Below are 15,639 nucleotides of genomic sequence, written 5' to 3'. Positions count from 1 at the left end.
GGGCACCACCGGGGCGGGGTACGAGGCGCCCCACGCGCCGTTCACCAACTGCACCACGGGCCAGCCGTCCGAGGTCCAGGTGATGGGCGCCAGGGCCGGTACCCGGCCGCCCGGGTAGGCGTCCACGAACGCCAGGTAGTACCAGGCGCCGTTCTGCGTCCGCACCAGCCCGCCCTGGTGCGGGACGCCGCCGCCGGGGATCGGCCCGCGCAGGTCGAGGAGGACCTGGCGCATGGTGTACGGACCGAAGGGGCCGCTGGACGACTTGAGGATGTACTGCCCGTTCGCGGGGCGGGTGAGGAAGATGTAGTACTGCCCGTTGATCTTGTAGAAGCGGGAGCCCTCCAGGGTGCCGACGCTCGACGGGGTCGTGAACACCTGCTGGTTACGGACCTGGGTGCGCCCGTCGGGCGACAGCTGCGCCACGCTGATCGTGGTGTTCCCGTACGCCACGTACAAGGTGTCGTCGGTGTCGACGAGCAGCCCCGCGTCGTAGTACGGCGTGTTGATCGTGGTGAGCCTGCTCCAAGGTCCCTCGGCGGCGGTGGCCGTGTAGATGTACGTCCTGGCGAAGTCGATCTGGCCGAGCCAGTAGAAGGTGCCGTTGCTCGGCCGGTGGGCCAGCGACGACGCCCAGATCCCGCGGACGTACCCGCGGCCGCCGTTCAGGTCGTACTTGGCGCCGAAGTCGAGGCTCGGCACCGAGTGGCCGGCGATCTCCCAGTTCACCAGGTCGTACGAGCGCAGGACGGGGGCGCCCGGCGAGTAGTGCATCGTCGAGGCCGAGGCGTAGTACGTGTCGCCGACGCGGATGACGTCGATGTCGGCGAAGTCCTGCCAGACGACCGGGTTGGTGAAGTTCGCCGCGGCGCTGTCCGGCCCCTCGGCGGCGATGCCGCGGGCCGCCGCGGTCAGGGGGAGAAAGGCACCCGACGCCAGTCCCGCTGCCGCGGTCAGTGCTCGACGACGGCCCCACTGGTGACGAGGGCATGACAGATCCATGTCGGTCTCCTTGTGTGGCCGGGCCGTTGGGGCGGCGGGTGAATCGCCGGCGGCCGGGCGGTGGGGGCTGCTGCCGGAGCGCGGTGCGGGTGCGGCGATGTGCGCGTGCGTGGGGGGTGCTCTGTCACTTCTCGTGGTGTGCGGCGTCAGGGAGGGTCCATCCCGTTCGCCATCTCGGACACCAGCCGACTCATCGAGCACTTTGGATGATAGGAGGACGATGAACCGAGTCAATACCCCTCGCATGATTCGCCTTTCAACTCGAAATCTTTCGCTTGATCAGGGGCTGAAATCGAGCGGATGGGGCGTGAGATGCGTCGGTCGAGAGGTGTTGACATGTGGTGCTGTCTCTCTATGCTCCCGGACTACCACCGGGCGGCCGATGTGGTTCGATCGTGAACAAGCTCGAATCTTGCGCCCGTTCATCAATGTCAGGTGCACGACATTCATCGATCCGTGACCGCTTCGGCGGTGAGGCGCTCACGGACGCGCGCTGCCCGCATCGGCCCCGCTCTCCCCGCACAGCCGTATTCCGAGACAGAGGGAGTCGCATGATCACGAGGACAAGGAACCTCTTACGGCCCGCCATGGTCGCGGTCCTGCTCGTCCTGACCATGGCCGGAACGGCCCTGACCTCAGGCCCCGGCGCGGGCGCCGCGGTCGCGGCCTCCGACCCCGCCGCCGCACCTGCCCGAGAGGCAGCCGGGAGCCCCGGCTGCGGCAAGGCGCCCGGTCTGGCCAGCGGTACCCACACGATCCAGAGCAGCGGCAAGAACCGCAACTTCATCCTGCGGGTCCCGGACGGCTACGACCGCAACCGCGCCTACCGGCTGGTCTTCGGCTTCCACTGGCTGGGCGGCACCTCCAACGACGTCGCCACGGGCCGCACCGTGGAGACCGGCACCTGGGCGTACTACGGTCTCCAGCGGCTGGCGAACAACAGCACGATCTTCGTCGCGCCGCAGGGCCTCAACAACGGCTGGGCCAACTCGGGCGGCGAGGACATCACCCTCGTCGACGACATGCTCAGGCGGATCGAAGGGGCCCTGTGCGTCGAGACGACACAGCGCTTCGCCCTCGGCTTCAGCTACGGCGGCGCCATGTCCTACTCGATCGCGTGCTCCCGTGCGAACGTCTTCCGCGCGGTCGCCGTCCAGAGCGGCGGCGTCCTCAGCGGATGCAACGGCGGCGGCCAGCGCATCGCCTACCTCGGTGTGCACGGCCTCAGGGACAGCGTCCTGAACATCTCCGGCGGACGGTCGATGCGGGACAGGTTCGTCAGGAACAACGGCTGCGCCGCCCAGAACCCGCCCGAGCCGGCGCAGGGCAGTCTCCAGCACCGGGTCACCACCTACTCGGGATGCGCGGCCGGGTACCCGGTCGCCTGGGCCGCCTTCGACGAGGGACACATCGCCGCGCCGCAGGACGGACGCGGCGGTGACAGCGGCTCCCGGACCTGGCTGCCGGGCGAGATCTGGAAGTTCTTCACCCAGTTCGGTTAGACCACGGCGCCCTGACCCGGGCCGGCCCGGGTCAGGGGAACCGGCCGACCGTGACCGGCCGGCGCCGGACGCCGTGGGAGCGTCCGGCGCCGGTCGCGTCACGCCCTGGTGCAGGCCGTGCCGTTCAGACTGAACGCGCCCGGCGAGGCGAAGGAGCCGCTGTAGGTGCCCTGGAAGCCGAACGTCTGACTGCCGCCGGGGGAGATGCTCGCGTTGTGCGCCAGACTGCTCGCCGTGACGGAACCCGACGACGGGGACACGGACGCGCTCCAGGCTCCGGTGATCTGCTGCCCGGACGGCAGGGTGAAGGCGAGCCGCCAGCCGTCGACGGGCGACGAACCGGTGTTGGAGACCGTGACGTTCGCGGTGAACCCGCCCTGCCACACGTTCGTGGCGTACGACACCGCGCACCCGGCGCCGCCGCCCGGACCGCCGGGCCCGCCGCCCGTCTCGACGGTGGAGGAGAACGAGTTCACGGACAGCCCCGTGCCGTTCTGCCAGGGCTCGAAACCGGCCTGAACACTCGTCAGGTACCAGTTGTTCTGCGCCATTCCGCGGGACACGGCCTGCCGGACGAAGTCCATCACGTCGAAGCTCCAACTGCCGATGGCCGAGGGGGCGACGAAGGACAGCACCTCGTTGGTGCCGTTGCCGCCCTGCCACACCTGCCAACTGCGCCCGCCCACGGTGGCGGTGCCGACCTGCGAGCCGATGGGCTGGATGGGGCCCACCTTGTTGAGCCAGATCATGATCTCGGTCCGGTTCACCCCGTCGGTCCGGGGTGTCGGGTCCAGCCAGATGTCGTACGAGGCGTTGTAGACCGCGTCGCCGACGTACCCGTACGAGATGCTGCTCGGAGCGCTGGAGATACGGGAGAGCTGCGCGGGGAGGTTCGTCCCCGGCGAGCAGTTGGTGTAGTGGCAGCCGTTGAACATCGAGGGGTACGACTTCGGCGCGCCGTTCGTCGGGACCGAACCGTCGGCCCGGCTGACCCGGAAACCGGAGCCCGTGGTGGTGACGCACTGGGGCTCGTTGGTGCCCCAGCGGTTGTTCTGGACGACGTACCGGCCCTGGACGACGGCCGAGCCGAACTGTTCGCACACCGTCGTGTCGGCCTGGGCCTCGGGTGTGGCGGCGAAGAGCGCCGCGACGGTGACGAGCGCGGTGACGAATGCGCCGAGCGGGCCGCGCAGGATGCGCGGAAGACGTGGTGACGGTCGCATGGGGGACCTCTTTCGGAGGTACGGCCGGGAAGGTGGGGTCGCGCGGGCGCTCCGGGCATCCCCCGTGATGGGAGCGCTCCCAATTCCTGTTCCGCTGTGGACTGTAGGAGCCGGCCATGCCCCTGACAACCCTGGTGCAGTGGGTGAGTACGGACGGGTCGTCCCGCGTCACCGGGCCCGCAGCGCGTCGAGCGCGGCGAGGGCCACATGCAGCTCGGTGCGCTCCTCCCCGGATTCGAGGTCACGGCCGAGGAGCCGCTCGATGGTGCGCAGACGCTGGTACATGGTCTCGCGGGCGAGGCCGCCCCGGCGTGCGGCGGTCGTCTTGTTGCCGGCGGCGTCGAGGTAGTGGCGCAGCGTCGTCAGCAGGTCGGAGCCGTGCTGGGTGTCGTGCTCGATGAGCCGGCCGAGCTGCCGCTCGGTGTACTCCTGGATCCGGGTGTCCTCACGCAGGGCGTACAGCAGGCGCCGCAGACCGATGTCGGACAACTCGTGGAAGGACCGCCCCTCGGGCAGCGGAAGGCTGCCGGGGGTGGCCTCGGCCACACGGGCCGCCTCCCGGAAGGAACGGGCGCTCTCGGCCAGATCCGTGACCTCGGAACCGACACTCACGACCGGCCGGGGCTCCCCACCGTGCACGGCGCCGCACACCTGCTCGACGACCGGCCGCCAGGGCTGGGCCGGACGCAGGGCCAGCAGGACGCCGACCCGGCCGGGGGCCAGCTCACCGACGAGGCCCGCGACACCGGTCGCGTGCAACCCCTGGAGCAGTCGGGCCTCGGCTTCCTGGCCCCCGCCGCCTGAGGGAAGGTCCACGAGGACCGCGACGAAGCGGCTCCGGTCGGCCGGCAGCCCCAGCGCGGCACAGCGGGCGCGGGCGTCCTCCGCCGAGCGGTGGCGATGCTCGACCAGGTCGCGCAGGGCGTTGCGATGGGCGGTGTGCTCCCAGGGGGTGGGGTGGATGAGCCGGGCCACGGTCAGGGCCATGGCGGTCCTCTCCAGCACGGTGCGGTCCTCCGGCCCGAAGGCCGGCCCGTCCGGCCCGGCCGGGAGCATCGCCACCCGCCCCCAGCGCTCCCCCTGGTACGTGACGGGCGCCGTGAGCCAGCCCTCCGGTCCCTGGACCACCGTCCCCTCGCCCGTCCCGGTGGCCCGGGAGCGGTGTTCCCAGCCGGTGAGCGCCTCCTCGACGGTGCCGCCGGACGGCTCACAGATCAGCGCCTGGTGCACCAGGTTCTCCAGGACGACCGTGCGGCCGCTCATCTCCGCCGCCGCGCGCACCACGTCCTCCGGCCCGGCCCCGCGCAGGGTGAGAGCGGTGAACGCCTCGTGGACGCGCTGGGTGCGCCGCATCGCGTCCGCCTGGTTGCCGAGCAGCAGGGCGTGCACGACCTGGGTGACCTCCAGGAAGTTGACGTCCTTGGCCAGGGTGACCAGGGGCAGCCCCCGGACACGGCACGCGTCGACCAGCGCGTCCGGCGGGCGGTGGTAGCGGCGCACGAGCTCGATGACCAGCGCCGCGGCCCCGACGTCGGCGAGTTCGTCGACGTACCGGCGCACACCGGCCGCGTCCTGCGGCAGCGGCATCCCGGTGGTGAGGACGAGTTCGCCGCCCTTCAGGAAGGACGCCGGATCGGTCAGCTCCGTGATGTGGACCCAGCGGACCGGACCGTCGAGCCCCGCCTCACCGGTGACGACCAGCGGCTGCCCGGCGGCCAGCACGGGCAGGGCCAGCGCATCGGCGACGGTCAGCGGACGGGCGGGCCCCTGAGCGGCCGGATGGGTGTCGTTCACGGTGCCTCCAGGGGGTGCCCCGCGCGCACCGGGCCGTGCCCGCGGGGAAGTGCCCGGCCACTGTGACAAGCGTCGCTGACCTGCGCAAGAGAGGTCCCACAGGCGAACAGCCAGCACCGCCCCGATGGCGCTGACACAACGTCCGGATGTCGCGTCCCGTCCGGACACTTCGCGCGTTGGCGCCGTCCGGGCCCCCCGAGATGCTCGGAGGGCCGCAGCAGACCGAGATCGAGGCCGGGAGACGAACATGACCGCACTGTCGCCGCACCTTCGCCAGGCCACACCCGTGGTGGCGACCCGGGGCGAGGGCGTCCACCTCTACGGCGAGGACGGCCGCCGCTACCTCGACTTCACCGCCGGTATCGGCGTCACCAGCACCGGGCACTGCCATCCCAAGGTCGTGGCGGCCGCCCAGGAACAGGTGGCCACCCTTGTCCACGGCCAGTACACGACGGTGATGCACCAGCCCCTGCGGCAGCTCGTCGAGAAGCTCGGGGAGGTGCTCCCGACCGGCCTCGACAGCCTCTTCTTCACCAACTCCGGCAGCGAGGCCGTGGAGGCCGCCCTGCGCCTGGCACGCCAGGCCACCGGCCGGCCCAACATCATCGTCTGCCACGGCGGTTTCCACGGCCGCACCGTCGCCGCGGCGTCCATGACCACCTCCGGCACCCGCTTCCGGTCCGGGTTCTCCCCGCTGATGAGCGGCGTGGTCGTCACCCCCTTCCCGGCGGCCTACCGCTACGGCTGGGACGAGGACACCGCGACCCGCTTCGCCCTCCAGGAACTGGACTACACGCTCCAGACGATCTCCTCGCCCGCCGACACCGCCGCGATCATCGTCGAGCCGGTCCTCGGCGAGGGCGGCTACGTGCCCGCCACCCGCGCCTTCCTCGAAGGGCTGCGGGAACGCGCCGACCGGCACGGCTTCCTGCTCATCCTCGACGAGGTGCAGACCGGCGTCGGCCGCACCGGCCGCTTCTGGGGCCATGATCACTTCGGCGTCACGCCCGACATCCTCGTCACCGCCAAGGGCCTCGCCAGCGGCTTCCCCCTGTCGGGCATCGCCGCCTCCGAGGAGCTGATGGCCAAGGCCTGGCCGGGCTCGCAGGGCGGTACGTACGGCGCCAACGCCGTCGCCTGCGCCGCGGCCTGCGCCACCCTCGACGTCGTCCGCGACGAGCGGCTCGTCGAGAACGCCGAGGCCATGGGCAAGCGGCTGCGCCAGGGCCTGGAGGCGGTCGCCGACCGCACCCCCGGCATCGGCGACGTACGTGGCCTCGGACTGATGCTGGCCACCGAGTTCGTCACCGAGGACGGCGCCCCCGACCCCGAGACCGCCGCCCGCGTCCAGCGCGCCGCCATCGACGAGGGCCTGCTCCTGCTGCTGTGCGGCGCCTGGAACCAGGTCGTCCGCATGATTCCCGCCCTCGTCATCGACGAGGTCGCGGTGGACGAGGGCCTCCAGGCCTGGGCGACGGCCGTGGAAGCCGGTACATCCGGAGCGGCGGAGCGATGACCGACACCACCACGGCCCTGGAGCAGTCGGCGCCGACCACCCCGGCGCTGGACCAGCTGGTCGCGCGGCTCGACGGGCTGGCGCCCGGTCTGCGGGTGGAGACGGGAGCCGGCTTCACCGGCCCCTACGCCTACGACGCCTCCAACTACCGGGTCCCCCCGCGGGCCGTGGTGTTCCCCCGCAGCGCCGACGACGTCGTCGCGGTGCTCCGCGCCTGCCGGGAGACCGGAATCCCGGTCACCGCGCGCGGCGGCGGCACCAGCATGGCCGGCAACGCCGTCGGCCCCGGCGTGGTCCTGGACTTCTCCCGGCACATGAACCGGATCCTCGACATCGACCCGATCGCGCGCACTGCCCGGGTCGAGGCCGGCGTCGTCCTCGACGCGCTGCGCAGCGCCACCGCCCTCCAGGGCCTGACCTTCGGCCCCGACCCGTCCTCGCACAGCCGCTGCACCCTCGGCGGCATGATCGGCAACGACGCGTGCGGCAACCGGTCGGTACGCCACGGCCGGACCAGCAGCCACATCGAGGCCCTGGAGTTCGTGACGGCCGACGGCGTGCGGGTCGTCGCCGACCACCAGGGCCTGCGCGCGGCGGACCCGGACGACACGGCCGCGGTCCGGCGTGTCGCCCGCCTCCGCGCCGACGTACGCGCCCTGATCGACGCCAACCTGGCGCCGATCCGCACCGAACTGGGCCGCGTCCCGCGCCATGTCTCCGGATACCAGCTGCACCACCTGCTGCCCGAGCACGGCTTCGACATGGCCCGTGCCCTGGTCGGCACCGAAGGCTCCTGTGCGGTCGTCACCGCCGCGACGGTCCGCCTGGTGGCGACCGCACAGGCCTCCACGCTCCTCACCCTCGGCTACGACGACGTGGTCGACGCCGCCGAGGACGTGCCCGAGATCCTGCGCTGGAATCCCACCGCCGTCGAGGGCATGGACGAGGCGATCGTCGCCACCATGCGTGCCCGCCGCGGCCCGGACTCCGTGACCGGACTGCCCGAGGGACGGGCCTGGCTGTACGTCGAACTCGACGGCGACGACCAGGCGACGGTCGACGCCCGCGCCGCCGAACTGCTCGACGCGCTCAACGCCCACGGCCGGACGACCGGCGGGCGGGTCGTGCGTAGCCCCCAGGAGCGGCGCTCGCTGTGGCGGGTCCGCGAGGACGGCGCCGGGCTCGCCGCCCGGCTCGTCGACGGCGGGGAGTCCTGGCCCGGCTGGGAGGACGCGGCCGTCGCCCCGGAGAACCTCGCCGCCTATCTGCGGGACTTCCGCAAGCTGCTGGCCTCCCACGGACTCACCGGGGTGCTCTACGGCCACTTCGGCGCCGGCTGCGTCCATGTCCGCATCGACTTCGACCTCGCCACCGGCCCCGGCCGGGCCGCCGCGCGCCGCTTCGTCGGCGAGGCGGCGACCCTCGTGGTCGCCCACGGCGGCTCCCTGTCGGGTGAGCACGGCGACGGGCGGGCGCGCGGTGAGCTGCTGGAGGTCATGTACAGCCATCGCATGATCCGGGCGTTCGCCGCGTTCAAGGAGATCTTCGACCCCGAGGGGCTGCTCAACCCCGGTGTCATCGTCGACCCGGCCCCCCTCGACGCCGACCTCGCCCTGCACACCCCGGCCGACGTGGTGCCCGTCGACACCCTCTTCACCTTCCCGCACGACGAGGACGGCTTCGCGGGCGCGGTCCGCCGCTGTGTCGGCGTCGGCCGCTGCCGCAGCGACGCGGGCGGCGTGATGTGCCCCAGCTACCGGGCGACGGGGGAGGAGAGCGACTCCACGCGGGGCCGGGCCCGGCTGCTCCAGGAGATGGTGCGCGGCGGGACCGTCGAGGACGGCTGGCGCTCCACCGAGGTGCGGGACGCCCTCGACCTGTGCCTGTCCTGCAAGGCGTGTTCCAGCGACTGCCCGGTGGGCGTCGACATGGCCACGTACAAGGCGGAGTTCCTGCACCACCACTACAAGGGCAGGCTCAGGCCCCGCTCCCACTACTCGCTGGGCTGGCTGCCGCTGGCCTCGGCCCTCGCCGGCTACGCCGCCCGCCCCCTGAACGCGCTGCTGCGCGGCCCGGTCGGCAAGCTGCTCGCCCGCCTCGGCGGGGTGACGGTGAAGCGCCGCATCCCGGCCTTCGCCTCCCGGCACGCGCTGCGGCAGGCCCTGCGCACGGCGCGGACCGGTGAACCGGCGAAGACGCTGCTCTTCGTCGACAGCTTCACCCGCGCCTTCCGGCCCGAGGTCGCCGGGGCCGCGAGCCGAGTCCTGGCCGACGCGGGCATCCCCTGCACGGCTCAGGAGGGCCTGTGCTGCGGCCTGACCTGGGTCAGCACCGGCCAGCTGTCCGTCGCCCGCCGCGTCATGGCCCGTACCGTCGCCCGGCTCGACAACGGGGACGACCGCCCCGTAGTCGTCGCCGAACCCAGCTGCGCCGCCGCCCTCAAGCGCGACGTGCCCGAGCTGCTCGGCACCGACGCCGCCCGGCGGGTCGCGGCCCGCGTCCACACCCTCAGCGGAGCGCTGACCGAGCTCGCCGAGCCCGGCTGGACGCCACCGGAGCTGCCGGAGAACGTCGTCCTGCAGACCCACTGCCACGAGTACGCCACCTTCAAGGGCCACCACCCGCGCGACCTGCTCGGCCGCCTCGGGGTGCGGAACGTCGACGAGGCGGAGGGCTGCTGCGGACTCGCCGGCAACTTCGGCTTCGAGGCCGGCCACTACGACACCTCGATGGCCGTCGCCGACCTCGCCCTGAAGCCGCGCCTCGACGCCGTCGACGCCCAGGGACCGGCCGTGGTCGTCGCCGACGGCTTCAGCTGCGCCACCCAGATCGACCACCTCGCCGGTGACCGGGGCGTCCGCGCCCTGCACCTCGCGGAACTGCTCGACCCCGCCGCCGATCAACCTGGAGGAACCCCATGACCGACACACCCACACAGTTGTTCATCGGCGGCGCCTGGGTCGACGCCGCGGACGGCGCCACCATGGCCGTCGACGACCCCGCGACCGGCGAGATCCTCTGCCATGTCGCCGACGCGGGCCCCAAGGACGCGCAGCGCGCCGAGGACGCGGCCGTCGCCGCGCAGGAGAAGTGGGCCCGTACGGCACCCCGGGCCCGCAGCGAGATCCTGCGCCGGGCCTACGAGATCATCGTCGAGCGCACCGACGAGCTGGCCCATCTGATGACCGCCGAGATGGGCAAGCCGCTCGCCGAGGCCAGGGGAGAGGTGGCGTACGCCGCCGAGTTCTTCCGCTGGTTCTCCGAGGAGGCCGTCCGGATCGACGGCGGCCACGGCACCCTGCCCGACGGCCGCAACCGGATGCTGCTCTCCCGCCGCCCGGTGGGCCCCTGTCTGCTGATCACCCCGTGGAACTTCCCGCTGGCCATGGGCACCCGCAAGATCGGCCCGGCGATCGCCGCGGGCTGCACGATGGTGCTCAAGCCGGCTCCCCAGACCCCGCTCTCCAGCCTTGCCCTCGCCGCCATCCTCAAGGAGGCCGGGCTGCCCGACGGCGTGCTGAACGTCGTCACCACCTCCCGTGCGGGGGAGGTGTGCGAACCGCTCCTGCGCGGCGGGCGGATTCGCAAGCTGTCCTTCACCGGCTCCACGGGTGTCGGCCGCCTGCTGCTCGCCCAGAGCGCGGACGCGGTGGTGCGCACGTCCATGGAACTGGGCGGGAACGCGCCGTTCATCGTGTTCGAGGACGCGGACCTGGACAAGGCCGTGGACGGCGCGATGGTCGCCAAGATGCGCAACATGGGCGAGGCGTGCACCGCCGCCAACCGCTTCTTCGTGCACACCTCCGTGGTGGAGGAGTTCGGAAGGCGGCTGGCCGAGCGCATGGGCGCGCTGATCGTGGGCCCCGGTACGCGCGACGGTGTCGACGTCGGTCCGCTGATCGACCGCAACGGTCGGGGCAAGGTCGAGGAACTGGTCGCCGACGCGGTCGAGCGCGGTGCCCGGGTGCTGGTCGGCGGCCGTACCCCGGAGGGTCCGGGATCCTTCTACCCGCCGACGGTGCTCACCGGCGTCGACTCCGGCAGCCGTCTGATGGACACCGAGATCTTCGGCCCGGTCGCGGCGATCCTCACCTTCGACGACGAGGACGAGGTGGTCCGCCGGGCCAACGACACCCCGTGGGGGCTCGTCGGTTATGTCTTCACCGAGGGCCTGGACCGCGCCCTGCGCGTCAGCGAGCGCCTGGAGGTCGGCATGGTCGGCCTCAACACCGGTCTGGTGTCCAACCCGGCGGCGCCCTTCGGCGGTGTCAAGCAGTCGGGGCTCGGCCGCGAGGGCGGCAGGGTCGGCATCGACGAGTTCCTGGAGTACCAGTACCTCGCGGTGCCCGTCGGGTGACAGCGGTGACGCGGCGCCGGTCGGACGACTGCCGCGGCGCCGCGCCCTGCCCGCGCGGGGTTCCTCAGCGCGGGTGGCGGGCGGTGATCTCCGCCGCGGTGTCGGTCACCAGCCGTCCCAGCTCGGGGAGCCGGCCGGCGTCGAAGCGGGAGTCGGGCAGGGAGACCGCCACGGCGGCCAGCGGGACGCCGTCACCGTCGAGGACGGGGGCGGCGATGGCGCAGACGCCCTGGAGGTACTGGTTGTGGTTGACGGCGTATCCGCGGTCCTTGACGCGGCGCAGTTCCGCGCGCAGTTCCCCGGGGTCCGTGATGGTCTCCTCGCCGTAGCCCTCGAGGATGCCCGTCGCGATCTCGTTGACATCGGACGCGGGGAGATGGGCGAGGACCGCGTGGCCGGCGGCTGTGGCGTGCAGCGGCGAGGCGTCGCCGATGGCGTGGAAGGTGCGCACCGCGTGGTCGCAGTCGACGCGGTCGACGACGACCATGCCCTGGAGCGCGTCGGGCACCGAGAGGTGGATGGTCTCGTTGAGCACGTCACGAAGCCGGATCATCGGGTCGCGGGCGGCCGCGAACAGGCTGGAGCCCTGTAGCGCGGCCGGTCGTACGGCGAGGACCCGCGCACCGATCTCCCAGCGGGTGGTGTCCTTGCGGTTGGCCCGCAGCCAGCCCGCCTCGTTGAGAGTCAGCAAGGTGCGTTGCACGGTGGACTTCGGGAGCCCGAAGAGTTTCGTCAACTCCCCTACTGTCACCGGCTGATGCCGGGCGACGGCTTCCAGGATGCGTAGCGACCTGGTGACGCTCTTCATCTCCATCCGGTGCCCCCTCAGGTCGGCGAGGTCGTCCTGTTCATGTCCTGGCCCCCTGGGGGCCCACACAAGATCGTGCCGGATTCTAGCATGGCGTTCCACAATATGGCACGCACACTCGTCGGCTGTCCGAGGTTCGGATCGGCGTCGACGGGGGAGCGGGAATCCGGTGCCCTCGCGGCGATGGGCAGCGATGGCCCCGACCAGGCCATACCGTGCCGCGAGATGCGATCGCCCTGTGCCCGGTTCCCCCGGCCGGGCACAGGGCGGTGGCTGCGTCAGGCGCCCAGGCGGCGCCGCGCGATCTCCGCGGTCGTGTCGGCGACGAGCCGGCCCCACTCGGGTGTCCGTTCGGCGTCGTAGCGGGAGTCGGGCATGGAGATGGCCACGGCGGCCAGGGGGGTGCCGTCCTCGTCCAGGACGGGCGCGGCGACGGCGCAGACGCCAGGCCGGAACTGGTTGTGGTTGACCGCGTACCCGTCGGTGCGGATCCGGTCCAGCTCGGTGCGCAGCTCGGTGGGGTCGACCGGGGTGGTGTCGCTGAAGCGCTCCAGGCCGCCCGCGATGAACTCCTCGACGTCCCGCTTGGGGAGGTGGGCGAGCACGGCGCGGCCCACGGCGGTCGCGTGCAGCGGTGACAGATCGCCGATCGTGTGGAAGGTGCGCACGGCCTGCGCGCAGTCGACGCGGTCGACGACGACCATGCCGTCCAGGGCGTCGGGCACCGACAGATGGATCGTCTCGTCGACCTGGTCCCGCAGCTGCATCATGGGCTCGCGGGCGGCGGCGAACAGGCTGGAGCCCTGTAGCGCGGCCGGTCGTACGGCCAGGACGCGTGCGCCGATCTCCCAGCGGGTGGTGTCCTTGCGGTTGGCCCGCAGCCAGCCGGCTTCGGCCAGGGTGACCAGGGTGCGCTGCACCGTGGACTTCGGTAGGCCGAAGAGTTTCGTCAACTCCCCCACGGTCACCGGCTGATGCTGCGCGACGGCTTCCAGGATGCGTAGCGACCTGGTGACGCTCTTCATTTCCATCCGTTTTTCCCCCGTTGGTCCACGGAATTTTCTGTGAACACCCTCTTGACTCCCCTCCGTGCCACTGTCATTGTCTGTGCCAGATTCTAGCACAGCGTTCCACAATGTGGCACGGCTCCCCGAGTGAAGGTCCAAGAGAGAGCCGGAGCGACTCCGAGAAGCGGACGGATGCGAGCCCTGGGTCCCCGGAGGACACAGCCCCCGTCCAAACCCACTCGAAACGAACATCCTCGCGTCGAGGCCAGCATGCGCCTCGACGGTACGAAAGGAAAGTCCTGTGTCTGCTGCCAGGAAGCGGGTCGCCGTCGTCGGCGTCGGAACGATGGGCAGCCAGGCCGCCTGGCGGCTGGCCGCCCGCGGCGCCGAAGTCGTCGGATACGACCGGTACGCCCCCGGCCACGACCGCAGCGCCGCCGGCGGCGAGACCCGGATCTTCCGGAGCGCCCACTTCGAGGACTCCCGCTACGTCCCGCTCCTCAAGCACGCCGACACCCTGTGGGAGCAGCTCCAGCAGGAGACCGGCCGCGAACTGCGCCGTCTGACCGGATGCCTGCTGATGGGGCCGACCGAGCAGCAGCAGATGGCCACCGTCCTGGAGTCCATCGCCGAGCACGGCCTCGACCACGAGGTCCTGGACGCCGAGGCCCTCGCCAAGCGGTTCCCGCAGTACCGGCTGGAGGACGGCGACGCGGCAGTCCTGGACCGCCGCGCCGGGCTCATCCGCCCCGAGCTGACCATCCAGACCGCCGCCCGCCGCGCCGAGCAGCTGGGCGCCGTCATCCACCGCTACACCACGGTCCGTGAGATCGTCCCCGTCGCGAACGGTGTCGAGATCCGCACCGACGCCGGCAGTGAGCGCTTCGACGCGGCCGTGGTCACTCCGGGCCCCTGGGTCAACGACCTGCTGCCCGACCTGCCGTGGGAGGTGGAGGTCCGCCGCCTGATCAGCGCCTGGTTCGTGCCCACCACCGACGCCTGGTTCGGCGAGGAGCGCCCCGCGTTCATCCGCACCGCGCCCACCCACTTCTACGGCCTGCCCTCGCCGGACGGAGTGTCGGTCAAGCTCGGCCTCTCCCAGGCCCTGCACAAGCACGCGGGCGACCCGAACCAACTGGACCGGACGGTGCAGCCGGAGGAGTTGGACATCTTCGCCGAGCTGATCGGCCGCTACGCGCCGGACCTGCACCCCGACCCGACGCGCCTGTCCGTCTTCATGGAGGGCTACACCAAGAGCAGCCGCCCGCTGGTCGGCCCGCTGCCCGGCGCCGAGAGCGTCGTCCTGCTCGCCGGTTTCTCCGGCCACGGCTTCAAGCTCGCCCCGGCCTTCGGCGACATCGCCGCCGACCTCGCGCTGGACGGCACCTCCGCCCAGCCCATCGACTTCATATCCACCGTCGACCGCGCCGCGGCCTGAGTCCGAACGAGGTAAGTCATGACTCTGACCATCGGTACGCTGCGGGCCGAGCCCGGCCGCAAGACGCGCGGGGTTCTGCCCGCCGACCTGGGCACCACCACGGTCGAGGTGCCGCTGATCCTCGTCAACGGTGCCCGTCCCGGTCCCCGGGTCGTGATCACCGGTGGGGTCCACGGCGGTGAGTTCGTCGGTGTCGACGCCACGACCCGCCTGGCCGGGCTGCTGGAGCCGGAGGAGGTCGCCGGGCAGGTGGTGATCTGTCCGGTGTCCAATCCGCCGGCGGTCTACGGCGGCAGGCTCAACATCTCGCCCCTGGACGGTGTGAACATCAACCGCGTCTTCCCCGGCGACCCGGACGGCGGCCCCACCGACCGGATGGCGGCCTGGCTGTTCGCGCACCTCCTCGACGGCGCCGACGCCTACGTGGACCTGCACAGCGGCGGCATCGACCAGCACCTGCTCGACTTCGTCGGCTACCGCCGCACGGGCGACACCGAACTCGACGCCAGGAACCGGGCCCTGGCGCATGCGGTGGGATACGAGCGGGTCATCTTCGGCACCAGCCCCGAGGGCGGCAACAGCCACGCCGCCGCCAACCGCCAGGGCATCCCCGCGATCCTCGTCGAGACCGGCCAACTCGGCGACCGGCACCCGGACACCGTGGGCAGGCTCCTCGACGCCCTCCACCGGATCCTGCACCACCTCGGCGTCATCGGGGCATCCGCACACGTCAAGCCGCCGACCGCCCGGCCCCGTGACTGGATCTGGGCCGGCGAGGCCGCCTCCGAGACCACCGGACTGTGGTACCCGGACGCGGTCACCGGCGACGACGTGACCGAGGGACAGACCATCGGCCGCATCATCGACCCCGTCGACGGCACCGAACACAAGGTCACCGCCAACGCCACCGGAACGATCATCTACGGCATGAACGGACTCACCGTCCGCCCCGGCACCGAACTCGCCGCCATCGCCACACCACACAACTGACC

Annotated in this window: 11 protein-coding genes; 6 read left to right on the top strand and 5 right to left on the bottom strand. The window is 72.0% G+C overall.

Annotated features, from left to right (window positions below; genetic code table 11):
- Positions 1–1,002 (bottom strand): glycoside hydrolase 43 family protein (locus tag AOK15_RS23835; protein ID WP_157870348.1); only part of this gene is annotated, 1,002 nt, incomplete at its 3' end.
- Positions 1,003–1,553: 551 nt separating this feature from the next.
- Between AOK15_RS23835 and AOK15_RS23830 the strand changes: the two genes are divergently transcribed.
- Positions 1,554–2,504, top strand: a complete 951-nt coding sequence (locus tag AOK15_RS23830; RefSeq protein WP_420876953.1) for a CE1 family esterase — start codon at positions 1,554–1,556, stop codon at positions 2,502–2,504.
- Positions 2,505–2,602: 98 nt separating this feature from the next.
- On the opposite strand, the gene AOK15_RS23825 is transcribed toward AOK15_RS23830, so the two are convergent.
- A complete protein-coding gene (locus AOK15_RS23825; RefSeq protein WP_055520177.1) occupies positions 2,603–3,727 on the bottom strand; it encodes a GH12 family glycosyl hydrolase domain-containing protein in 1,125 nt (374 codons plus the stop codon).
- Positions 3,728–3,895: 168 nt separating this feature from the next.
- Entirely contained in the window at positions 3,896–5,521 is a 1,626-nt protein-coding gene (locus AOK15_RS23820) for a PucR family transcriptional regulator (protein ID WP_055520175.1), read from the bottom strand.
- Between the two features lie 247 nt (positions 5,522–5,768).
- On the opposite strand from AOK15_RS23820, the gene AOK15_RS23815 reads away from it, so the two are divergent.
- The 3 genes from AOK15_RS23815 to AOK15_RS23805 are packed head-to-tail and all read left to right on the top strand — an operon-like array spanning position 5,769 to position 11,394.
- Positions 5,769–7,037: an aspartate aminotransferase family protein gene (locus tag AOK15_RS23815; RefSeq protein ID WP_055520171.1), complete on the top strand. Its 1,269-nt coding sequence runs from the start codon at positions 5,769–5,771 to the stop codon at positions 7,035–7,037.
- Positions 7,034–9,958 (top strand): FAD-binding and (Fe-S)-binding domain-containing protein, encoded by a 2,925-nt coding sequence (locus AOK15_RS23810; protein ID WP_055520168.1) that lies wholly within the window; start codon positions 7,034–7,036, stop codon positions 9,956–9,958. Before AOK15_RS23815 ends, AOK15_RS23810 begins: the two co-directional genes overlap by 4 nt.
- Entirely contained in the window at positions 9,955–11,394 is a 1,440-nt protein-coding gene (locus tag AOK15_RS23805) for an NAD-dependent succinate-semialdehyde dehydrogenase (protein WP_055520165.1), read from the top strand. The genes AOK15_RS23810 and AOK15_RS23805 overlap by 4 nt, the downstream gene beginning before the upstream one ends.
- Before the next feature lie 64 nt (positions 11,395–11,458).
- Here AOK15_RS23805 and AOK15_RS23800 read toward each other — a convergent pair whose 3' ends face one another.
- Positions 11,459–12,202 (bottom strand): IclR family transcriptional regulator, encoded by a 744-nt coding sequence (locus AOK15_RS23800; protein ID WP_055520179.1) that lies wholly within the window; start codon positions 12,200–12,202, stop codon positions 11,459–11,461.
- Between the two features lie 278 nt (positions 12,203–12,480).
- Positions 12,481–13,227: an IclR family transcriptional regulator gene (locus AOK15_RS23795; protein WP_055520163.1), complete on the bottom strand. Its 747-nt coding sequence runs from the start codon at positions 13,225–13,227 to the stop codon at positions 12,481–12,483.
- A gap of 283 nt (positions 13,228–13,510) precedes the next feature.
- Between AOK15_RS23795 and solA the strand changes: the two genes are divergently transcribed.
- Positions 13,511–14,647, top strand: coding sequence for an N-methyl-L-tryptophan oxidase (gene solA / locus AOK15_RS23790; RefSeq protein ID WP_055520161.1), 1,137 nt, complete (start codon positions 13,511–13,513; stop codon positions 14,645–14,647).
- Positions 14,648–14,665: 18 nt separating this feature from the next.
- On the top strand, positions 14,666–15,637 hold the full coding sequence (locus tag AOK15_RS23785) for a succinylglutamate desuccinylase/aspartoacylase family protein (RefSeq protein WP_055520159.1): 972 nt from the start codon (positions 14,666–14,668) through the stop codon (positions 15,635–15,637).
- Positions 15,638–15,639 lie beyond the last annotated feature (2 nt).

Origin of the sequence: Streptomyces ossamyceticus, assembly GCF_001418475.1 — a bacterium.
Classification (GTDB): Bacteria; Actinomycetota; Actinomycetes; order Streptomycetales; family Streptomycetaceae; genus Streptomyces; species Streptomyces ossamyceticus.
Note: the sequence above shows the minus strand (reverse complement) of the source record. Positions and strands in the feature narration are given on the sequence as shown.

What these genes read in the sequence shown, in the direction of transcription:
- AOK15_RS23830 (WP_420876953.1), top strand. Translation starts at nt 1,554, where the DNA reads ATGATCACGAGGACAAGGAACCTCTTACGGCCCGCCATGGTCGCGGTC.
- AOK15_RS23825 (WP_055520177.1), bottom strand. Translation starts at nt 3,727, where the DNA reads ATGCGACCGTCACCACGTCTTCCGCGCATCCTGCGCGGCCCGCTCGGC.
- AOK15_RS23815 (WP_055520171.1), top strand. Translation starts at nt 5,769, where the DNA reads ATGACCGCACTGTCGCCGCACCTTCGCCAGGCCACACCCGTGGTGGCG.
- AOK15_RS23810 (WP_055520168.1), top strand. Translation starts at nt 7,034, where the DNA reads ATGACCGACACCACCACGGCCCTGGAGCAGTCGGCGCCGACCACCCCG.
- AOK15_RS23805 (WP_055520165.1), top strand. Translation starts at nt 9,955, where the DNA reads ATGACCGACACACCCACACAGTTGTTCATCGGCGGCGCCTGGGTCGAC.
- AOK15_RS23800 (WP_055520179.1), bottom strand. Translation starts at nt 12,202, where the DNA reads ATGAAGAGCGTCACCAGGTCGCTACGCATCCTGGAAGCCGTCGCCCGG.
- AOK15_RS23795 (WP_055520163.1), bottom strand. Translation starts at nt 13,227, where the DNA reads ATGAAGAGCGTCACCAGGTCGCTACGCATCCTGGAAGCCGTCGCGCAG.
- AOK15_RS23785 (WP_055520159.1), top strand. Translation starts at nt 14,666, where the DNA reads ATGACTCTGACCATCGGTACGCTGCGGGCCGAGCCCGGCCGCAAGACG.